Source organism: Chryseobacterium geocarposphaerae (assembly GCF_002797535.1).
GTDB classification, from domain to species: Bacteria; Bacteroidota; Bacteroidia; order Flavobacteriales; family Weeksellaceae; genus Chryseobacterium; species Chryseobacterium geocarposphaerae.
This window is the reverse complement of the sequence record NZ_PGFD01000001.1, coordinates 1,318,491-1,334,909: the sequence shown is the minus strand read 5'-3', so window position 1 is coordinate 1,334,909 and position 16,419 is coordinate 1,318,491. Positions and strand designations below refer to the sequence as shown.

Here is a 16,419-nt window from a genome sequence, read left to right as displayed (position 1 = left end):
TTCACAAATATTTGAAAAATATGTAACTTTTTGATCAGTTTAACTGTCTTATTGTTTAGATATTTATTTGTGCACCCAATGAATATCATAAACCTAATCAAAATATAAGTTATGAACCTTAATCACAAAATTCTAACCACTGCTCACATTGTAATATCTACGATTATGATCAATGCACAAAGCTCGACCGCAAAATTACCCGGTGATCCTACATTAGTATCTTCCAAGGCCACTTTAGAAAAGCTTATTTCTTATGATAAAGGAAACTTTAAATACAAGGTTGAAGATTACTTTGCAAGACCTAAAGCTTCACAATTTAAAATTTCTCCTGACGGGCAATATCTTTCTTACAAAGAAAAGGATAAAGACATGAAAAATCATGTCTATGTAAAAGATTTAAAAACAGGAAAAATTACAAAAGCGCTTGTTGAAAAAGAGGATCTTATCAGGAGCTATGGCTGGCTCAATAAAAGCCGTCTCTTCTATACTCAGGATAAAGGAGGAAATGAAAATATTCATTTGTATGCGGCAGATATAGATGGTAAAAATCTTAAAGATTTAACACCCTTCGAAGGAATTACTTTAGGTACTGTCAGATTAATTAAGGATACTGATTTTGTTGTTGTAACGATGAATAAAAACAACAAACAGATCTTTGAACCCTATAAAATCAATTTCAAGACGGGGGAGATAACCCAGCTGTATGAAAATAAGGATACTAAAAGTCCTATAGATGACTACCTTTTTGATAAAGACGGCAATTTGAGAGGCTACATCGTTCTTGAAAATGGTTTAACGACAAAAACGTACTATAAAGATTTACAAACGGAGAAATTTAATCTTTTAAAATCAACCGACTGGAAGGATACTTTCAGTGTGATTAGTTTTAACTATAATTCCAAAAACAAGGATGAGGCTTATGTGGTGACCAATTTGGACAGTGATAAAGCAAGAATTGTTTTATATGATCTGAAGAAAAATGCAATTATTAAAGAAGTATATTCAAATCCGACATTCGATGTAAGTTCAATAAGTACAGCTGAAAAAAACAGGAATTATGAACTGGACTACATTAGTTATAACGGTATTAAAGATGAGGTGATTCCTGTAAGTAACTTTTACAAGGAAGTGTATCAAAAGCTGAAATCTGAATTTGGAGATAAACAATACTACGTTGTTTCTTCAGATGATAACGAAAATAAACTCCTGGTAGTCGTAAGCAGCGATAAGCTTTACGGAAAATACTACGAGTATGATACCAAATCAAAAAATCTGAAGCTTCTTTTCGATCTTATGCCCCAGCTGAAAGAAGAAGATATGGCGGAAATGAGGCCGATTGAATTTAAAAGCCGCGATGGTTTGACGATTCACGGATATATCACATTACCCAAAGCAGCTTTACAAGGCCAAAAGGTTCCGTTAATTGTAAATCCTCACGGGGGACCGCAAGGAATCAGGGATAATTGGGGATTTAATCCGGAAACTCAATTGTTTGCAAGCAGAGGATATGCCACTTTACAGGTGAATTTCAGAATCTCGGGTGGATATGGAAAAGAATTCCAGACTTCAGGATACAAACAGATCGGAAGAAAAGCAATGGATGATGTGGAAGACGGCGTAAAATATGTTATTCAGCAGGGTTGGGTAGATAAAGATAAAGTGGCTATTTATGGTGGAAGTCATGGTGGTTATGCAACTTTAATGGGACTGATTAAAACTCCTGATTTATATGCTTGTGGGGTTGACTATGTAGGAGTTTCCAACATCTTTACTTTCTTCGATTCATTCCCTGAGTATTGGAAACCTTATAAAGAAATGGTAAAACAGATCTGGTATGATCTTGATAATCCTGAAGAGGCAAAAATCGCCAAAGAAGTTTCCCCTGTTTTCCAAATTGATAAAATTAAGAAACCGTTATTTGTTGTTCAGGGAGCCAATGACCCGAGAGTCAATATCAATGAATCCGATCAAATTGTAAAAGCTTTAAGAAGTAAAGGTTTTGAAGTACCCTATATGGTAAAATATGATGAAGGACACGGATTTGGAAAAGAACCAAACAGGCTGGAGCTGTATAAATCCATGCTGGGTTTCTTTGCCGAGAATTTCAATAAATAAACACAAATATTTTTATAATTAATGAACGGAAGGTAAATTATTACTTTCCGTTTTTTGTTTTTCAAACAGTTTAAATCAATTTTAAATTTAACCACAAAAGATACAAAAGCTATTATAAAATATTGATGAGATAATAAAAGTTCTTAAAAGAATAAAATCAGAGGTTTTTAAAAGCTTGCGTCCTTTTTTTAGTCTAAAGATAAACGTTAAAGATTTTACCTAAATCTTTTGTGACTTTTGTGGTTAAATTAGAAGCTTACAAAGTCTTATGAATAAAAGAAAAATCAAAAATTCCAAAAAATATTCTAAATTTATTAAAGTAAAATAAAAATTTCAATCGTCATAGCAATATGGAGGTTGTCGAAAAAATAACAATGCCACAGAAGGAGAAGGAAAATATCATCTCACAAACCGTTTCAAAGTACGGAGGAAAGCTGATGTCGTACATTCGTCCGAAAGTGAAAAATACGGAAGATGCGGAAGATATTCTGCAGGAAGTGTGGTATCAGTTCAGTAGTCTTACCAATTTGTCTGAGATTGTGAACGTGGGTGGTTGGCTGTACAGAGTGACTGCCAATAAAATCACGGACAAATACCGAAAAAAGAAAACCGAAAATTTAGAAGATTTCGTCTATGAAGATGAAGACGGAGACTTTTCCATCAAAGATATTTTATTGATGGATGAAAGCGCCGGACCTGAAGTGAAAATGTTTCAGGATGAAATCTGGAAAAAGCTTTTTGAAGCGTTGGAAGAATTGCCTGAAAAGCAAAGACTGGTTTACGTAGAAAACGAGCTCAACGATAAAACACTCCAGGAAATTGCTGATGAACAGGGCGAAAACATAAAAACAATTATCAGTCGGAAAAACTATGCCGTAAAGCATTTGAGAAACAGATTGAGAAAATTATACGAAGATTTAAATAGTTAGTAAAAAGAAAGATATGAATCATAAACATAAAAAAGGGTGGATTTTTTTAATTCTGTGTCCCCCGTTGATTTTTTTAGGAGTTACATGGATTGTCATGGCTCTGTGGAACGGTCTCCTTCCGGAGATTTTGGGAGCAAAATCAATAACATATTGGCAGGCAATGGGAATATTGATTTTAAGTAAAATACTTTTTGGAGGTTTCCATTTCGGAAAAGGAGTGAAAGATTTTAAGGAAAGAAAAATGAGAGAAAAAATGATGCACTTATCTCCCGAAGAAAGAGAAAAATTCAAAGAAGTATGGAGAAACAAATGTGAAGGCGGTTTCTTTAACAGACACAACAGAACAAACGAATAATTAAATTTTAGAAGTAGTAAAGTAAAATTAATAATTCATTCGTCTATATAAAAAACAAAGTAGTAAAATTTAAAATTTTGAAAAAATGAAAAATTCAGTATTAAAAGGAGCTTTGGGAGCATTAGCGGTTGCCGGAGTTGCCATGATTGCTAAAAAAGCGATACAAAGAAAAAGATTTGTAAAAGGTATTTTTGAAGAATACGGAATCAAAGAAAAATCTCCTTTCGGATTGGCAGATAAAATAAGAGAAATGAATGAAGAAGAATATCAAGAGTTGAAAGGAAAATTCAAGAAAGAATTTGCTTCAAGATGCCATCACAGAGGTTTCGAGAAAAAAGAAAATATTGTGGAAGCATAATAGAAAGTAACTAAATTGAAATTGTTAGTTCTGGCGCGGGAAGCGAAGCTTTCCGCGCCAGAACTTTTTTATATGTCATTGCGATGAGCGAAGCGAAGAAGCAATCTCAAAATATCGTCTATTATCTTGCATTCTTAACAGTCAATTTCTCACTTTTTATATTTTTTTAATAAGCAATCTTGAGATGCTTCCAGCATGACAAATGAAATACATAATTATCTCTATCCTTCGCTGAGTGAAACGCCTTTGCGAACGAAAAATATTCTCAAACATTTCAAAAAAAATCTTTGCCGACTTCGCGTTAAAAGCAAAAATTTCAATAATTAAAATTAAGGTAAAAGAGATGGCTTTGCTTTGCTCGCAATAACAAAATCCTTATTTTTGTGGAGTTCAATGAAAGATTACTACTATTTTCTCGGTATTTCCCATGATGCTTCAGAAGAGGACATCAAAAAGGCTTATAGAAAATTATCTTTAAAATATCATCCTGATAAAAATGAGAACGACGATTTCTTTGCAGACCGTTTTCGTGAAATTCAGGAAGCTTATGAAACATTAAGCGACAAAAGCAGAAGACATTCCTATGACCAGAATTTGGAAAGTCATCAGAAAAGCTTCAGATACAATGTTCCGCCTTCTATCAAAACTTTTACGGCAAATAAAATTCATGCAAAAAAAGGAGAGGAGATTATTATCAATTGGCAGACTCAAAATGCTGATGTGGTAAAGGTTTTACCTTTTGGCTTGGAAAAGCCGTATGGAGAAAGGGTTTTTAAAATTACGGAATTCAAAGACGGAAAGTTTCAGATCTTGCTTCATGCAACCAATTCGTTGTTGCATAAGACGGCAGTTCAGGGCATTACCATTACTGAAGTTTTTGAAAACGATACGGAAAAATTCAAAGAGAAAGCAGAAGAATTATTCAGGTCGCAACCGCGGACAATTGCAAACCCGCATGGTCAGCCAAAAATTATAAGAATAATCGCAGGGATTTTACTGCTGATTTTGGCGATTTATTTTTTAATAAAAAGCATGTAGCCCTTAAGCCATTTTCTTTCTTCCCGGGCACTTTTTACACCTTTTTCCTTTTTTAAATTTTTTGCAGCAAGATTTCTTATCGCCACAATACATTTCTTCAGTATTGATAGAAAAAGCTGGAGCCAAAGGTGCAACTTTGAATGGGACAATCATATTCATGCTGCAAATATATTAATTTAGAATAAATATAGATAATAAAATTTGTTAAAATATTATTGTATTGATTGTTAGTTGTTTAAATGCTTTTAGGGAATGCTTTTAAGTATAAGATTAAAAGATGTTGGCCTAAAATCATTTGTGACCAATAAAAAATGAAATTTTCAACTAAAATCTTTTCTTTTAACAAGAATCTGAAGTTTCTAAAAATAATGTTAATTTAATATTAACAGGTACTTTAACTGTTTTTATGATGTAAAATATAATGAAATGTTGTTAATATTGAATAAGATAGATTTATTTTGCAATTCGGTTAGGTTTTCAACTTACTTGTGCAATTTTCCAAAAATTCGTAATTTTACCCATCTTTTTTACAAACAAAATCTAATAAATAAAAATGAATACAGAACAGTTTGTGAGCCGTCACATTTCCTTAAATGAAGCCGATAAACAGGCGATGTTGGAAAAAGTTGGCGTTTCAAGTATCGAAGAGTTAATTTCTCAAACCATTCCTTCTTCTATCCGTTTAGAAAAAGATCTTGAAATCTCAGAACCGCTTTCAGAATACGAAATGCTTAACCATTCTAAAGAGTTGGCATCAAAAAATACTGATTATACAAGCTATATCGGTTTTGGGTATCACAATACATTGCTGCCATCAGCAATTCAGAGAAATATTTTTGAGAATCCAAGTTGGTATACAGCGTATACTCCTTATCAGGCAGAAATTGCTCAGGGAAGGCTGGAAGCTCTTCTTAATTTCCAGACTGTTGTGTGTGATCTTACAGGTTTTGCTTTGGCAAATGCTTCATTATTGGATGAATCTACGGCTGCTGCAGAAGCAATGCATATGTTTTTCAATAACAGAACTAAAGATCAAAAAAAAGCAGGAGCAAATAAATTCTTTGTTTCTGATCTTGTTTTACCTCAAACCATTTCAGTTTTAAAAACAAAAGCTGAAGGTTTAGAGATTGAAATCGTAGAAGGTGACCACAAAACCCATGAATTTGACAGCTCTTATTATGGAGTTTTATTACAATATCCTGGTAAAAACGGTATTGTTCTAGATTATACAGAGAACATTGTTGACTATAAGAAATTAGATCTTCAGGTGGTTGTAGCTTGTGATCCGATGGCTCTGGTAAAATTAAAATCTCCGGCTTCAATGGGTGCTGACTGTGCAGTTGGAACAACGCAAAGATTTGGTATTCCATTAGGATACGGCGGTCCTCACGCAGCATTTTTCTCTTGCAGAGAAGAGTATAAAAGAGATATTCCTGGAAGAATCATCGGGGTTTCTCAGGACATGTACGGAAGACGTGCACTAAGAATGGCTTTGCAAACCAGAGAGCAGCATATCAAGAGAGAAAAAGCAACCTCAAACATCTGTACAGCACAGGTTTTACTAGCTGTAATGGCCGGAATGTATGCTGTTTATCACGGTCCGAAAGGATTAAATTATATCGCTGATCAGATTCATTTTAAAGCAAATGCTTTGAAAGGAGGTTTGAAAGCTTTAGGATATGAAATCGTTGAAGAGCCGATATTTGATACGGTAAAAATAAAGATGAATGAAGATGAGAAAGGAAGATTGATGAGAATGATGCTTGATCACAGATTGAATCTTAACTACTTTACGGAAGGAGTGGTAAGTATTGCAATCAACGAAAGTACAACATTAGATAAATTAAATATTCTAATGGCTTCTTTTGCTCAGTTTAAAGATAAGCAGACTTTCAAATTAGAAATTAAAGAAGGATACAGTATTCCTGAAGAGAATTTAAGAAAAGACGAAATTCTTACGGAAGAAGTATTTAACAAATACCATACGGAAACAGAATTGATGCGTTACATCAAGCGTCTGGAAAGAAAAGATCTATCGTTGACACATTCAATGATTTCTTTAGGCTCTTGTACAATGAAACTTAACGCGGCAACCCAAATGTTACCGCTTTCTTGGGAAAACTGGGGAGCAATTCACCCTTTTGTACCGGTAAATCAGGCAGCGGGTTACCAGGAAATGATCCGTGAACTGGAGAAAGACTTAGCTGAAATCACTGGTTTTGCAGGTACTTCTCTTCAGCCAAATTCAGGAGCTCAGGGAGAATATGCAGGATTGATGGTAATCAGAGAATATCACATCTCAAGAGGTGAAGGTCACAGAAATGTAGTATTGATTCCTCAGTCTGCACACGGAACAAACCCGGCTTCTGCAGCAATGGCAGGAATGAAGATTGTTGTGGTTAAAAACCTTGAAAACGGAGAAATTGATTTTGAAGATTTAAAAGCTAAAGCAGAACAGCATTCTGAAAATCTTTCTTGTGTAATGATCACGTATCCGTCAACTTATGGATTCTTCGATGCCAACATTAAAGAAATCACAGCGTTGATCCACCAGCACGGCGGACAGGTATATATGGATGGTGCCAATATGAACGCTCAGGTAGGATATACAAGTCCTGGAAATATCGGAGCAGATGTTTGTCACTTAAACTTACATAAAACTTTCGCAATTCCTCACGGAGGTGGAGGTCCTGGAGTTGGTCCGATCTGCGTGGCTAAACATTTGGTTCCTTTCTTACCTTCCAACGCCAATATCAGAATCGGGTCTAAAGATGCTATCGACGGTATTTCTGCAGCACCTTACGGTTCAGGATTAATCTTGAATATTTCTTATGCTTATATTAAAATGCTTGGAACTTCAGGATTGAAAAAAGCAACAGAGCATGCGATCTTAAATGCTAATTATCTGAAAGAAATTTTAGCAGAACATTTCCCGATTTTATATTCAAACGAAAACGGAAAAGTAGCTCACGAATGTATCGTAGATTTCAGACAGTTCAAGTCTTTAGGAATTGAAGTGGCTGATGTGGCGAAGAGATTGATGGATTACGGCTTCCACGCTCCAACAGTATCTTTCCCGGTTGCAGGAACATTAATGATTGAGCCGACTGAATCTGAAAGCAAAGCAGAAATCGACCGTTTTGCAGAAGCTCTAATTGCTATTAAACAAGAGATTGAAGAAATTGCTAACGGTGAAGCTGATGCTGTAAATAACGTATTGAAAAATGCTCCTCACACAGAGCAGGTGGTAATCTCTGATTCTTGGGATAAACCATACAGCAGAGAAAAAGCAGCTTATCCATTAGAATGGGTGAGAGATCACAAATTCTTTGCCTCTGTTTCAAGAGTTGATGAAGCTTACGGAGACAGAAACTTAGTTTGTACTTGTGAGCCGATTGAAGCTTATATGTAATTAAAGTTTTTTAAATATACAAAAATCCCTCTCATCACTGAGAGGGATTCTTGTTTGTAATACTACTGTAATAATTCGTTCTTTACTGTTGTTTTTCAAAAATTTGAATTTGATAACCAGTAACGGATGGAAGATTTAATTCTATTTTTTTATCCCTTAAAGTAAAATGAAGGTTGCTTCCAATTCCGGGACATTTGCTGGATTCGAGTGTAAATATTTTGTCTGTTCGATTATAATTTTTTATATAAAATTTTCCGGAAGAAGGTTCTTCTCTTTTAATCCCGTCAAAACAATATTCTCCATTAGAAGTGAATGTGCCATTTTTTTTAAAATTTATGATGGTATTACTTTTGATTTTTTGTGGAACTAAGGATGAGCGAGTTGCATACGGATCATTACTTTTGATTATTGCAGATAACCTCCATGTTCCAACAATTTGTTGTTGTATTGAATGGCAGCTGTTTAAAATAATCACGGTAAAACAAATAAATACTTTGTATTTTATTAGTATGTATACTGGTAGATGTGCTTTCTTCATAATATTTAATTAATACTAAAGTATATTATAGAATTTTATTTCCACTCGTCAAGTCTAGTAATATTTTTTATTGATCCCCCAAACATTCCCATATGACCTTTTGTGTTCATGTCAAATTTTCCAACAATTATAACATATTTTTTAGTGAACTTTTGTAAGTCTTTCTTCTTCGCAAATTCATCATTAAAAGAAACCCACATTCCATTTCTTGAAGAACCATTTTCATAATCTTCTTTATGAAAATATATTGCATTACCTTCAAACTCAAGATTTAAATATCCTATAATCTGAACTGTTTTATTGTGATATTTTTCTGGTGTGACAATTAATCTTAACATTGAAATATCATATTCGTCAAATTTTGAGATTTCAAATATTTCATTGTCGTTATTTTTATTATTAATATTTGAATCTTTTTCCTGTGCACAATTCATAAAGAAAAATGATAAAAAAAATAATAAGTAAATATTTTTCATAGATGTTATTTTTTTCATAGCATGGTTTAGGGGCTTCTATTTATTCAGCAGAATATTTATACTTTCTAAAATTAAATAAATTTTGACTTAGACAATAGATCGATTAAGTGTAAATTTTAAAGTTTATATCTTAAATATTAGGAAATTCATCTCTATATCAAATGATTTCAATGTATTGAAGTATTTTTTACTCAGTGTTAAAATTATGATTTGAATTGTAATTGATTGATACATAGTTTGTAGCAGGATGCAACAGGATGCCGGTGTTTACGTTTGTGTTTAGATTAGTTAACACAAAATTAATCCTATGAAAAAACCATTACTCACTAAGCAAACTCTTACAGCTTTACTGTTTTGCGGGTTAACATTTTCTACTTTAGATCTGAATGCGCAGACATTGGCTTTTCCGGAAGCCACAGGTTTTGGTAGATTTACTACTGGAGCAAGAGGTGCTGCAAATCCTCAAATTTATCTGGTTACTAATTTAAATGACAGTGGGCCCGGTTCATTCCGTGATGCGGTAAGTCAGCCCGGCCGGTTTGTAATCTTTAGAGTCGGGGGTATTGTGAATTTACAATCGGTGGTTGCTGTGGCTGCTAATACAACGATTGCGGGACAAACAGCTCCCGGAGAAGGAATTGTATTCCTGGGACCAAGAGTATCATTTACCGGAGCCAATAATACAATTGCAAGGTATCTTCGGCTTCGCTATGGAGGAACTGCTCAAAATCAGGACGCATCAGGGATTGCTAATGGAGCCAATATCATTTTGGATCATATGACCTTTACATGGGGAACGGATGAGGTTTTTTCTGTTAACTGGGATGGAAACGGTACAAGTCCTGATAACATAACCATTCAGAATTCTATTATCGGACAGGGAATGCACCGTCATAATCATTCAGCAGGTGGATTGATGCAGCCTCCTCCTGGTGGCAAAATAAGTTTGATCGGAAATTTATATATCTGTAATAAGACCCGGAACAATAAGATAAAAGGAATCAACGAGTTTGTAAATAATGTGGTTTACAACTGGGGTAACTACGGAAATATCTATGGGCATACACAATCCGGAGAAGCTTATATCATGGGAGGAGACTCTGCAGGACCTTCGTATGCTAATATTATCAACAATTATTTCATCGGAGGCCCTAATACAAGCACTACGGTTACGACGCCGTTCAGCGTTGGAAATGCCAACTTCAACTTATATGGCTCCGGAAATTATTTTGATAATAACAGAAACGGAGTGTTAGACGGAACTTTAGTTCCTCAGAATTTAACCGGCTATCCTGTAGGAGATGTGGCGGCAATACAGACCGCTCCGTACGATTATCCAATGAAAAATACAACGGTAACGGCCCAAACTGCATATGATAATATTATCGCAGGCGCTGGAGCATCTTATCCCAGACGTGACCAGGTAGATCAGCTGATGATTTCGGATCTGATGTCAAAAGGGACAACGGCGACTTATGTGTATGTGCAAACGGATTTAACCACTCAATTTGGTTTCACTAATGGTGGAGCAGGACATGTGTATGGTGCTCCGGCTCCTTTAGATACGGATAATGACGGAATGCCGGATGCATGGGAAATTGTGAACGGGTTGAACCCGAATGTTTTTGATGCTTTGGCAGTAAGTACAACCCATGCTCCTTACCTGAATATTGAGGTATATATTAACGGCTTACATAATACACCTGCACCTGACTTTATTATTCCGCCGACAAATCTGAATTTTACCAATGCCGTTACAGCAGGCACTCCGGCTTCAAGTTCTTTAACGGTAAACTGGAGTGACAATGCGACTAATGAAACCAATTATGTTTTGGAGCGTTCAAATGACGGAACTAATTTTACAGTGATTGCAACGCTTCCTGCCAATACGGTAAGTTATAACGAATCAGGTTTAACACCCAATACACAATATTATTACAGAGTGAAAGCGATCAATGCTACGGAATCTTCTGTGTATACTTCAAGTGCATCTGTAACGACCCCGCCAGTTCCTTCAGCACCGACAAAACCAACCAGTCCAAACCCGACAAATGGCAATAATTATGTAGAACTTAGTAGTGGCAATCTTCTTTTAAAATGGAATGGAAGTTCTAATACTACTACGTATTCTGTTTATTTTGGAACAAATCCCCAAAGCTTAAGTAACATCGGTACTGTAGCTTATAGTGCGACTCCATCATATCAATTAACGAACTTAAATACGGGAACAGATTATTACTGGAGAATAGATGCTTCCAATGCTCTTGGGTCCGTAACTGGAGATGTGTGGAGTTTCCGAGCGTTAACACCAAGTCTTGTAGGAAACTGGCCGTTTTCAGAAGCGCCTTTATCCGGAGAACAGATTACAGATATTTCAAATTACGCGAATCACGGAACATTAAATGTGGCTTATGATAATTCTAATGTAAGGGTTCCGGGAAAAGAAAACTTTGCTCTTGATCTGGCGACTGCTCCTAATACCTATATAGCGAGCATTCCTCATCAGGATCAGATTTTCTTTAATAATAATTCTTTTACCGTTTCTTTCTGGATGAAGGCTCCGACAACCATGATCCCATCGTCCTCTTCAACAAGTCTTTATGTATTATGTAAAGGATCATTTACTAAAAATACAACAACTGGTGCTACAGGAAAACGTTTTAACGTAGAGATAAAAGGAGGTCAGCTGCGATATGCAATCGATGATGATATCACGAAAAAAGAAATTACATCACCCATTGCCAATTATTTTACAGGAAATTGGGTGCATGTTGTGATCATGAGAGATATTGCAGCCCATAAAATGAGAATTTATACCAATGGTGTTTTATCAGCTGAAGGAGATGAAACAGCAGTCACAGGTATTGGTGAAACAAGTGATTTTATCATCGGAAACATCGGAGAACTGGAATTTTTGTCGACCGCCAATGCTCCGGCTCCTTACAAAGGTGCATTTGATGAGCTTAAAATGTACAATTATGCATTATCCCCGTCTGAAATAACCGCTTTGTATAATCAAAATGTGTTGCAAAATGACGAATTCAGCATCAGTAAAAATGTAGGAACTGTCTATCCGAACCCTGTAAAAGATCAGATTTTCATTAATCTTCCTGAATATAAAAGATCAGATCTTACAGCTACCTTAATTGATATGACAGGAAAAGTGGTGATTAAAGAAAAAATAAAATCCGGTAAAGACGGAGTTTTTAATCTCAATATTTCTTATATAAAAGCGTTCGGAAATTATATATTGAATGTTTCAGGAGAAAATCTGAACAGCAATTTTAAAGTTGTTGTGAAATGAAATAAATAAAGTTAATTATTCATATTATACAAATTTTGCGATGAATCCCTTTCAGTGATGAGAGGGATTTTTATTTAGAGTCAAATTTTACAAAGCAGGAAAATTTTACATTTACCTGAATTAGTTAATACTTAATTTACTTTAATTTATTGGGGATATTGATAACTTTTTAATTATGGGGCTTTTCTCCAATGTTAATTGTATTTACCAATTCATCAAACTCTTTACTACAATCATCACTAGTTTGATTATCTGTAAAATTTATTTGAAAGAAATAGTTTTTATATGGGATTGCGTAAGTACGACTGCGTACTTTCATTTCTTGCCCATTTTGAGTTTTCATTGTAAATTTGCCAACAAAAAAAATTGATTTTATTCCTGATATTTTGACCTCGGATACTTCATTTATAAGTTCAAAATCTTGAAAATATTTTTTAAAACCTTTTACACTTTCTGTTAATGAATTTTTAAATTGGTCAAAATTGCCCTGTCCTTTTAGTCTTACATTTACTTGAATTGTTGGAATTAGTCCATTATGAGTTTTTGGATTATATTTGTGAAATGAGGCTAACAAGATTGAACCCTTTTTATTCGAAAGTAATTTAGATAAATTCTCATCTGTAATTTTAAATTTTTCAAGATTTTTCAATAAAAATTCATTATTTGATTCAAACCAGTTTTTAGGTTCTTGAATTACAAATCCAAACTCTTTATTTTCAAATTTTTTCTGTCCATAAATTAAATTAGGGAAGCTAATAAATATAATAAAGATTAATAATATTTTTCTCATTTCTTAAAATTCTATTTTTATTGATTTACTTAATTTTTAGTTAAGTTTCAGTATTTTTATTTGTAATAGTCGTTATATTTTAATATGTACATTCTCTAGTTTTTTTATCAAGTTCCCTTTAACTACCGTAAAAGTATAGTCCTTCGCTTCTGCAAAAGAAATCCCGTATTTACGTTCAAGTGTTCTTACATCTTCCGGAAATTTTGATAATAAAACATCATAAAACTGATCCAGAAAATCATTTGAAGGCATTGTGTAGTTGATTTTCAGCTGAAAACGTCTGATCAAAGCAGTGTCAATAATCTCAGGATGGTTGGTAGCACATAGTAAAAGCGCGTTTTCGGGATAATAATCGATCAGCTGGATCAGTGTGTTCACCAGCCGTCTCATTTCTCCGACATCTTTGTCATCGCTTCCTCTTGCTTTTCCTATCTGATCAAGCTCATCAAGAAAAAGAACTGATCTTTCGCGGGCAGCTTTATCAAAGATCATTTTAATATTCTGTGAAGTTTCTCCGATTCTGGAAGAAACAATATTGCTTAAATTAAGAATAAGAATACTTTTCCCCAAAGCATTAGCAACTGCTTTTGCCGTCATGGTCTTTCCGCAGCCGGAATTTCCTTCCAAAAGAACTTTATTGTTCACAGGGAGTCCGTATTCCTGTAATTCTTTAGAATAAGTATTTTCTTTGATAAGCTGTACAATCTGCTCCCTGTTTTGAGAATCAAGAAAAACATCATCCAGGGTTACTTCTTCTTTATCTTGAATAATAAGGTTGTACAGGTTCATTGCATAAGATTTGTGCAAAGATAAAGCATATAAAACAAAAAAGCCGAACATGAAGTTCGACCCTATCGGCTATTATAAAAATTAAAATTTGTTGTGTTGAATTTTTCTTACATTATGTTTTTTTTGCCCTTTTACTCTGTTGAGTAAAAGAGCGAACAATCTTTGTCAGATTGAAAACATATAACAATACAATTAGTAAATCTGCTTTATAAGATATCTATTCTTATATAAGATTTAATTAATTCCCTTCTTTTCTAACAGTCATGAAGTAAGATGAGAATACTATTAAACATGTTGCAATTCCGATGTAAGTTACCATTTGTTTTATTTTTAATTATTTGACTTTTTATTATCAATTTTACATTTGCAATATTACGGCAATTATATGGGAATATAAATTAAATTATAATGATGTTTATCAGTATTTTATGTTAATTTTCAGTGTCTTTTGATGATTTTTAGATTCGTTTTATAGCACGTTTTTTATGTTTTTAATATTGTTTTTAATTATATTATTCTCAAAAAAATGTGAAATTATTAATATTTTGATATTGGTTGTTTGGAGATTCGCAATGTTAACAGTTGGTAATATTATGTAGAGGATAATAATTTTTATCACTCGATGATGAATTTATTTTGCTACTTACGTTTCAAAAAATGATAGGATGATAAAGTTTTAATAAAATAAAAAAGTCTACCGAAATGGGTAGACTAAAGATTAAATATCAACAAGTTATACTATTGAATAGGAAACTGTTTATTTAGTTCTGGGCTTTCCAAAAGGATTATAAGATACACCGATATTGAAATAGAATGAAGTTTTGTATTTGGCTTCAAAAATATAATCTTTAAAAGATTCCTGCTTTTCGAAAACTCTTGCATTAGGTGTCGCTCTGATTCCAGTTTTTAAAGTGCCGATAAAATTTCCGCCTAAATTATGTTCATATATAGCTCCTGAATTAACTTCCACCTGTCTGTATTCATAGGTTTTTCCTGATAAGTAGTGGTAAAAAGAAGTATTATCCATTTCAGTTCCAAAAGAAATTCTTCCATTGGAAAACATATTTTTTCTGATCAGGACTTTTTTAGGTAAAAGAATATCTGCAATCCAGCCGTTCTCAAATTTATGCTCATAAGTAAAAATAGGAAGAGCCGGAACTTGTGAGCTAGGATCGATGAAAGCAGCAATTCCTACTGTCATTTTTGTTTTCTGATTGACTTTTAAAATTAGAGTTCCTGTTACAACCCCACGAATTCTTTCAAAATGCTGATCACTTCCGTCGACTGAAACTGAAGCGGAGTATACGGCGATTTTATTAAAGAGTTTAGAATAATAACTTGCATTAATTCCTTCCGAATGGTAATGAAAATCTTTTTTTTGAGGATAATTTAAAATTGAATTTTCCATATCCATCGAAGTATAGCGATAGTTTAAGGAAGTACTTAATAACCAGCTTTTACTTTTAATAAAATAGATATTGGCATTTGCTTTTACCTGATAAAATTCTTTCATTTTATTTTCCGGTAAATCGTTTCCTTGTAGCGCAGAAGAAAATTTATAAGGTGTAGTCTGAGTAAACTCAAGGTTAAAATCTCTTGTTTGCGGAAATTTGTCGGCTACAAATGCTCTCACTTTTAAAGGAATACTGTCTCTCTTTTGAGCATATACATGTTTTAAAGGAAGGATAGTAAATGGCAGAATTGCTTTTCTGAGTATTTTCATAATTATTTTAGTTCTTTAATGGTAGATTGGAAGAAATTGAAAAGGAAAATTTTGTCATAAAAAATTTCAATACAGTTTTCAATAATGAACCTGAAATATTTTTCAGAGTGAACAATAGCATCTTCTTCTACAAATACAAACCACATTTCTTTGAGGTGATTTTGTCTTTTAAATGCTTCAAAAAGATTAAAATCTAACGGAGTTGGATGTTTTATATCGTAAAATAAAATTCCTTTTTTTATTCCATGCTCTTCTATAATATTGACAGGATGATTGATGTATTCAAGGATTTTAAAGTTAGAATGATAACACTCAATAAAGTGATGGAGGTCAATAAGCTGTATTACTTTTTCCTCCTGTTCACAATCGGTCATATAAAAACATTTTGTGGCGATTTCTTCTGTCAGTTCCTGAAAAGTGGTCAGTTCCATAATTTGAAAATTTTACGGAGCAAAGGAATGGAGAATGGGTTTTGAAAAGTTATTTTTTATACAAATTGCCCGTTATTTTATACGAAATCCTGAACTTTAAAATTGGTATAATAAAATAGGGAGTTGGTATAATATTTTAAGTGAAACTTACGTTATTACCT

At 33.7% G+C, this 16,419-nt stretch carries 13 protein-coding genes; 7 read left to right on the top strand and 6 right to left on the bottom strand.

Annotated elements, in window-relative coordinates; all coding sequences use genetic code 11:
* Positions 1-111 precede the first annotated feature (111 nt).
* From CLV73_RS05840 to gcvP, 6 genes are all read left to right on the top strand, one after another.
* Positions 112-2,115, top strand: a complete 2,004-nt coding sequence (locus tag CLV73_RS05840; RefSeq protein ID WP_100375913.1) for a S9 family peptidase — start codon at positions 112-114, stop codon at positions 2,113-2,115.
* 374 nt (positions 2,116-2,489) lie between these two features.
* Positions 2,490-3,044, top strand: coding sequence for an RNA polymerase sigma factor (locus CLV73_RS05835; RefSeq protein ID WP_228424253.1), 555 nt, complete (start codon positions 2,490-2,492; stop codon positions 3,042-3,044).
* A 13-nt stretch (positions 3,045-3,057) separates the two neighbouring features.
* The gene (locus CLV73_RS05830; protein WP_100375911.1) at positions 3,058-3,399 is read left to right on the top strand and encodes a hypothetical protein; all 342 of its coding nucleotides are present in this window, start codon (positions 3,058-3,060) and stop codon (positions 3,397-3,399) included.
* Positions 3,400-3,484: 85 nt separating this feature from the next.
* On the top strand, positions 3,485-3,757 hold the full coding sequence (locus tag CLV73_RS05825) for a hypothetical protein (RefSeq protein WP_100375910.1): 273 nt from the start codon (positions 3,485-3,487) through the stop codon (positions 3,755-3,757).
* A 393-nt stretch (positions 3,758-4,150) separates the two neighbouring features.
* The gene (locus tag CLV73_RS05820; RefSeq protein ID WP_100375909.1) at positions 4,151-4,795 is read left to right on the top strand and encodes a J domain-containing protein; all 645 of its coding nucleotides are present in this window, start codon (positions 4,151-4,153) and stop codon (positions 4,793-4,795) included.
* Positions 4,796-5,348: 553 nt separating this feature from the next.
* Positions 5,349-8,207, top strand: a complete 2,859-nt coding sequence (gene gcvP, locus CLV73_RS05815) for an aminomethyl-transferring glycine dehydrogenase (RefSeq protein WP_100375908.1) — start codon at positions 5,349-5,351, stop codon at positions 8,205-8,207.
* 82 nt (positions 8,208-8,289) lie between these two features.
* On the opposite strand, the gene CLV73_RS05810 is transcribed toward gcvP, so the two are convergent.
* Positions 8,290-8,745, bottom strand: coding sequence for a lipocalin family protein (locus tag CLV73_RS05810; protein WP_157798732.1), 456 nt, complete (start codon positions 8,743-8,745; stop codon positions 8,290-8,292).
* Positions 8,746-8,780: 35 nt separating this feature from the next.
* Entirely contained in the window at positions 8,781-9,239 is a 459-nt protein-coding gene (locus CLV73_RS05805; RefSeq protein WP_157798731.1) for a hypothetical protein, read from the bottom strand.
* A gap of 289 nt (positions 9,240-9,528) precedes the next feature.
* Between CLV73_RS05805 and CLV73_RS05800 the strand changes: the two genes are divergently transcribed.
* Entirely contained in the window at positions 9,529-12,525 is a 2,997-nt protein-coding gene (locus tag CLV73_RS05800; protein ID WP_100375905.1) for a LamG-like jellyroll fold domain-containing protein, read from the top strand.
* 169 nt (positions 12,526-12,694) lie between these two features.
* Here CLV73_RS05800 and CLV73_RS05795 read toward each other — a convergent pair whose 3' ends face one another.
* The 4 genes from CLV73_RS05795 to CLV73_RS05780 form a co-directional block, all read right to left on the bottom strand.
* Positions 12,695-13,315 carry a hypothetical protein gene (locus CLV73_RS05795; protein ID WP_100375904.1) on the bottom strand — a complete coding sequence of 207 codons (621 nt, stop codon included), beginning with the start codon at positions 13,313-13,315 and terminating at the stop codon, positions 12,695-12,697.
* A gap of 72 nt (positions 13,316-13,387) precedes the next feature.
* The gene (locus CLV73_RS05790) at positions 13,388-14,104 is read right to left on the bottom strand and encodes an AAA family ATPase (protein WP_100377000.1); all 717 of its coding nucleotides are present in this window, start codon (positions 14,102-14,104) and stop codon (positions 13,388-13,390) included.
* A gap of 757 nt (positions 14,105-14,861) precedes the next feature.
* A complete protein-coding gene (locus CLV73_RS05785; protein ID WP_100375903.1) occupies positions 14,862-15,827 on the bottom strand; it encodes a hypothetical protein in 966 nt (321 codons plus the stop codon).
* 2 nt (positions 15,828-15,829) lie between these two features.
* A complete protein-coding gene (locus CLV73_RS05780; RefSeq protein ID WP_100375902.1) occupies positions 15,830-16,258 on the bottom strand; it encodes a hypothetical protein in 429 nt (142 codons plus the stop codon).
* Positions 16,259-16,419 lie beyond the last annotated feature (161 nt).

Excerpts from the sequence above, each read along its gene's own strand:
- CLV73_RS05820 (WP_100375909.1), top strand. The coding sequence starts at position 4,151 with ATGAAAGATTACTACTATTTTCTCGGTATTTCCCATGATGCTTCAGAA.
- CLV73_RS05780 (WP_100375902.1), bottom strand. The coding sequence starts at position 16,258 with ATGGAACTGACCACTTTTCAGGAACTGACAGAAGAAATCGCCACAAAA.
- CLV73_RS05830 (WP_100375911.1), top strand. The coding sequence starts at position 3,058 with ATGAATCATAAACATAAAAAAGGGTGGATTTTTTTAATTCTGTGTCCC.
- CLV73_RS05800 (WP_100375905.1), top strand. The coding sequence starts at position 9,529 with ATGAAAAAACCATTACTCACTAAGCAAACTCTTACAGCTTTACTGTTT.
- CLV73_RS05825 (WP_100375910.1), top strand. The coding sequence starts at position 3,485 with ATGAAAAATTCAGTATTAAAAGGAGCTTTGGGAGCATTAGCGGTTGCC.
- CLV73_RS05790 (WP_100377000.1), bottom strand. The coding sequence starts at position 14,104 with ATGAACCTGTACAACCTTATTATTCAAGATAAAGAAGAAGTAACCCTG.
- CLV73_RS05795 (WP_100375904.1), bottom strand. The coding sequence starts at position 13,315 with ATGAGAAAAATATTATTAATCTTTATTATATTTATTAGCTTCCCTAAT.
- gcvP (WP_100375908.1), top strand. The coding sequence starts at position 5,349 with ATGAATACAGAACAGTTTGTGAGCCGTCACATTTCCTTAAATGAAGCC.
- CLV73_RS05835 (WP_228424253.1), top strand. The coding sequence starts at position 2,490 with ATGCCACAGAAGGAGAAGGAAAATATCATCTCACAAACCGTTTCAAAG.
- CLV73_RS05805 (WP_157798731.1), bottom strand. The coding sequence starts at position 9,239 with ATGAAAAAAATAACATCTATGAAAAATATTTACTTATTATTTTTTTTA.
- CLV73_RS05785 (WP_100375903.1), bottom strand. The coding sequence starts at position 15,827 with ATGAAAATACTCAGAAAAGCAATTCTGCCATTTACTATCCTTCCTTTA.
- CLV73_RS05810 (WP_157798732.1), bottom strand. The coding sequence starts at position 8,745 with ATGAAGAAAGCACATCTACCAGTATACATACTAATAAAATACAAAGTA.
- CLV73_RS05840 (WP_100375913.1), top strand. The coding sequence starts at position 112 with ATGAACCTTAATCACAAAATTCTAACCACTGCTCACATTGTAATATCT.